This window comes from Streptomyces sp. NPDC126497 (genome assembly GCF_040302425.1).
In the GTDB taxonomy this organism is placed as follows: Bacteria; Actinomycetota; Actinomycetes; order Streptomycetales; family Streptomycetaceae; genus Streptomyces.
In genome coordinates this window covers 1-5,395 of sequence record NZ_JBEORT010000183.1, presented here as the reverse complement: position 1 = coordinate 5,395, position 5,395 = coordinate 1, and the positions used below count along the sequence as shown (strand labels likewise).

Below are 5,395 nucleotides of genomic sequence, written 5' to 3'. Positions count from 1 at the left end.
CCCGGGTGCCGCCGCCCTGCGCGAGGAACTCACCGCCCTCGGCGCCCGGGTGACGGTCGTCGCCTGCGACGCCGCCGACCGCGACCGGCTCGCCGAGACCCTCGCCGCCGTACCCGCCGAACACCCCCTGACCGCCGTGGTGCACGCGGCCGGCGCCCTCGACGACGGAGCCCTCGAACACCTCACCCCCGACCGGCTGCGCACCGTCCTCGCCCCCAAGGCCGACGCCGCCCGCCACCTGCACCGCCTCACCCGCGACCTCGACCTCGCGGACCTGGTGCTCTTCTCCGCCGGCGCCGGAGTCTTCGGCAACGCCGGACAGGCCAACTACGCCGCCGCCAACACCTACCTCGACGCCCTCGCCCACCGCCGCCGCGCCGACGGCCTGCCCACCACCTCCCTGTCCTGGGGCCTGTGGGCCGACGCCAGCGCCATGACCGGCCACCTCGACGAAACCGACCTCGCCCGCGTCCGCCGCTTTGGCGTCCTGCCGCTGTCCGCGGCCGACGGCATGGCCCTGTTCGACGCCGCGCTCGCCGAACAGCGCCCGCACCTGGTCCCCGTCCGCCTCGACACCGCACGGCCGCGCACCGGCGACGGCGAGGTCCCGCACCTGCTGCGCGCACTGCACCGGGGCCCGGTCCGCCGCACCGTCCGGGCGGGCGCCGCCGACGGCACCGACGGACTGCGGCTGCGCCTGGCCGGCCTGGCCGCCGACGACCGGCTCACCCTCCTGCGCGACCTCGTCGCCACCCACGCCGCCGCCGTCCTCGGCCACACCGGCCCCGACCGGCTGCACGACGGCCGCGCCTTCCGCGACCTCGGCTTCGACTCGCTGACCGCCGTCGAACTGCGCAACCGGCTCAACGCCGCCACCGCGCTGCGGCTGCCCGCCACCCTCGTCTTCGACCACCCCACCCTCACCGAACTCGCCGCCCACCTCGACGGCGAACTCTCCGGCACCGCCCCCGCCACCGTGCCCGCCGCCCCGGCCCCCCTCCCGGCCGACGCCCAGGGGGACGAGCCGGTCGCGATCGTCGGCATGGCCTGCCGCCTCCCCGGCGGGGTGCGCTCCCCGGAGGACCTGTGGCGGCTCCTCGCCGACGGCGCCGACGCCATCGGCGCGTTCCCCGGCGACCGCGGCTGGGACCTCGACGGCCTCTACGACGCCCTGCCCGGCGACCAGGTCACCTCCCGCACCCGCGAGGGCGGCTTCCTGCACGACGCCGCCGACTTCGACGCCGACTTCTTCGGGATCTCCCCGCGTGAGGCCCTCGCCATGGACCCGCAGCAGCGGCTCCTGCTGGAAACCGCCTGGGAGACGTTCGAACGCGCCGGCATCGACCCCCGGTCGGTGCGCGGCAGCCGCACCGGCGTCTTCGCCGGCCTCTCCTCCAGCGACTACCTCAAGCGCGTCGCCCGCGTCCCCGACGACGTCGCCGGCTACGTCAACAACGGCAACGCCAACAGCGTCGTCTCCGGACGCGTCGCCTACACCCTCGGCCTGGAGGGCCCGGCCGTCACCGTCGACACCGCCTGCTCCTCCTCCCTCGTCGCCCTGCACCTGGCGCTCCAGGCACTGCGCCGCGGCGAGTGCACCATGGCCCTGGCCGGCGGCGTCACCGTGATGTCCTCGCCGGAGATCATCGTCGACTTCTCCCGCCAGCGCGGCCTGGCCGCCGACGGCCGCTGCAAGCCGTTCGCCGCCGCCGCCGACGGCACCGGCTTCTCCGAGGGCGTCGGCCTGATCCTCGTCGAGCGGCTCTCCGACGCCCGCCGCAACGGCCACCCCGTCCTCGCCGTGATCCGCGGCTCCGCCGTCAACCAGGACGGCGCCTCCAACGGCCTCACCGCCCCCAACGGGCCCGCCCAGCAGCGCGTCATCCGCCAGGCCCTGGCCGACGCCGGCGTCGGTGCCGCCGAGGTCGACGCCGTCGAGGCGCACGGCACCGGCACCCGCCTCGGCGACCCCATCGAGGCCCAGGCACTCCTCGCCACCTACGGCCAGGGCCGCGACCCCGGACGGCCGCTGCTGCTCGGCTCCGTCAAGTCGAACATCGGGCACACCCAGGCCGCCGCGGGCGTCGCCGGCGTCATCAAGATGGTCCTCGCCCTGCGGCACGGCCTGCTGCCCAAGAGCCTGCACGTCGACGCGCCCACCCCGCACGTCGACTGGTCCGCCGGCGCCGTCAGCGTCCTCACCGAGGCCACCGAGTGGCCCGAGCCGGCCACCCCCCGGCCCCTGCGCGCCGCCGTGTCCTCCTTCGGCATCAGCGGCACCAACGCCCACGTCGTCCTCGAACAGGCCCCGGCCGGCCCGGAAACCGCCGACGAGGCGGACACCGACGGCGACGACGCGCCGGAGACCCACGCCGACCGCCCGCTGCCCTGGATCCTGTCCGCCCGCAGCGACGCCGCCCTGCGCGGCCAGGCCCGCGCCCTCCTCGCCCACCTCGACGCGCACCCCGGCCTCGCCCCCGCCGACGTCGCCCTGTCCCTCGCGACCCGCCGGGCCACCCTGGAGCGGCGCGCCGTCGTCGTCGCCACCACCACGGGCGACTTCCGCGCCGGCCTGGCCGCCCTCGCCGACGGCCTCCCCTCACCGGCCGTGACCAGCGGCGGCCGGAGCGCCGGCCGCGACCGCAGGGCCGTCCTCGTCTTCCCCGGCCAGGGCTCCCAGTGGACCGGCATGGGCGCCGGACTCCTCGACGCCTCACCGGTGTTCGCCGAACGGATCGCCGCCTGCGCCGAGGCCCTCGCCCCGCACGTCGACTGGTCCCTCACCGACGTACTGCGCGGCACCGAGGGCGCGCCCTCCCTGGACCGGGTCGACGTCGCCCAGCCCGCGCTGTGGGCGGTGATGGTCGCGCTCGCCGAGGTGTGGCGCGCCCACGGCCTCAAGCCCGCCGCCGTCCTCGGCCACTCCCAGGGCGAGATCGCCGCCGCCGCCGTCAGCGGTGCCCTGTCCCTCGAGGACGCCGCGCGGATCGTCGCCGTGCGCAGCCTCGCCATCGCCCGCGAACTCTCCGGACACGGCGGCATGGCAGCCGTCACCGCCCCGCACGACGAGGTCGCCGCACTCGTCGCCGGCCTGCCCGGCGTCTCGGTCGCCGCCGTCAACGGGCCCTCCTCCGTGGTGGTCTCCGGCGACACCGAGGGCCTCGACACCCTCCTCGCCGACTGCGCGGAGCGGGGCGTGCGGGCCCGCCGCATCCCCGTCGACTACGCCTCCCACTCCGCGTACGTCGACCGGCTCGCCGAGACCCTGCCCGCCGCCCTGGCCGGCATCGCACCCCGCGACGGCGACATCCCGTTCTTCTCCACCGTCACCGCCGACTGGCTGCCCGGCACCGCCCTGGACGCCCCCTACTGGCACCGCAACCTGCGCGGCACCGTCCGCCTGGAGGAGTCCCTGCGCGCCCTCCTCGACCAGGGGCACGACGTGTTCGTCGAGTGCAGCCCCCACCCGGTCCTCACCGTCGGCATCGAGGACACCGTCACCGCCGCCGGAGCCGACGCGGTCGCCCTCGGCTCCCTGCGCCGCGACGACGGCGGCGCCGACCGCATGCTGACCGCGCTGGCCGGCGCCCACGTCGCCGGCGTCCCCGTCGACTGGCGGCCCGCCGTCGCCCACGGCCGCCCCGTGGACCTGCCCACCTACGCCTTCCAGCGCGAGCGGTACTGGCTGGAGGCCACCGGCGCCCAGGCCGACCCCACCGGGATCGACACGGTCGTACGGCTCGCCGACGGCGGCGCCGTCCTCGGCGGCGGCCTGTCGCTGACCGCGCAGCCCTGGCTGGACGACCACCGCGTGCACGGCACCGCCGTCGTACCCGGCACCGCCCTGCTCGACTGGGCGGTGCGGGCCGGCGACGAGACCGGCTGCCCGCTCGTCGCCGCCCTCGACGAGCACACCCCGGTCACCGTCCCCGAACGGGGCCGCGTCGACCTCCAGATCACCGTCTCCGCACCCGAGGACACCGGCGCGGGACCGGACCGGCGCACGCTCACCGTCCACTCCCGCGTCCCCGACGCGGACGGCACCGACGTCCCCTGGACCCTGAACGCCACCGGCACCCTCACCGCCGGCGACCCGGCGCCCGCCCCGGCGGGACCGGACACCTGGCCGCCCGCCGGCGCCCGCCCCGCCGACCCCGAACGGGCCCACGACCGCCTCGACGGCAGCGGCCTGGACACCGGCGCCGGCTTCCGCACCCTGCGCGCGCTGTGGCGGCACGGCACCGACCTCCTCGCCGACGTGGAGCTCCCCGAGGCCGCCCGCACCGACGCCACCCGGTTCCGCCTCCACCCGGCGCTCCTCCAGACGGCCCTCGCCCTGGCCGCCACCCCCGAGCACGCCGTCGCGCCCGCACTGCCGCAGCACTGGCAGGACGTCACCACGTACGCAACCGGCGCCACCCGGCTGCGCCTGCGACTGACCGGCGACGGCGACACCTGGACGGTCCACGCCCACGACGGCACCGGAGCCCCCGTCCTCACCGCCACCGCCACCACCCGCCCGGCCACCCCCGACCGGCTCCCGGCCGCCACCACCCCCGACGCCCTGCACCGCGTCGAGTGGACCCCGTGGACCGGCGACACCGACCCCGCGGACCTCACCCGCCCCTGGGCGGTCATCGGAACCCCCGGACGCCTCACCGCCGCGCTCGAACGCGCCGGCGTCACCGTCCACGCCCACCCCACCCTCGACGACCTCACCGCCGCCCTCGACGACGGTGACGGCGAACAGCCCGCCGTGGTCGTCGTCCCCCACACCCACGACGACGGCACCACCGGCACGGCCGCCCAGGACACCGCGACCGCCGCCCACACCTCCGCCCACCGGGCACTGCGCCTGGCCACCACCTGGCTGAGCGACCCGCGCCACACCGCCACCCCGCTCCTCGTGGTGACCGAGGGCGCCCTCGCCACCGGACCGGACGACAGCGTCCCGGCCCTCGCCGACGCCACCGTCTGGGGCCTGCTGCGCTCCGCCCAGACCGAGCACCCCGGCCGCTTCCTCCTCGCCGACCTCGACCCGGCCACCGGGGACGCCTCCACCGACGGCGCGGCCGACGGCCACGAGGACCACGCCGACCCGTCGGCCACCGCCCTCGTCGCCGCCGTCGCCGCCGCCGGCCGCACCGGCGAGCACCAGTTCGCCGTGCGCTCCGGCACCGTCACCGTGCCCCGTCTGGTGCGCACCGGCCGTGACGGCACCACACCGGCGGACCGCACCCCGTGGGGCGACGGCACGGCCACCGGCACCGTCCTGATCACCGGCGGCACCGGCACCCTCGGCGCCCTCGTCGCCCGCCACCTCGTCACCCGGCACGGCGCGCGCCACCTGCTGCTCGCCGGCCGCCGCGGCCCCGACGCCCCGGGTGCCGCCGCC

The 5,395-nt window shown here is 77.7% G+C and carries 1 protein-coding gene; it reads left to right on the top strand.

What is annotated here, in order from left to right:
- Positions 1-5,395: beta-ketoacyl synthase N-terminal-like domain-containing protein (locus ABTY20_RS34720; protein ID WP_352001137.1), on the top strand; the 5,395-nt coding region annotated here is incomplete at both ends.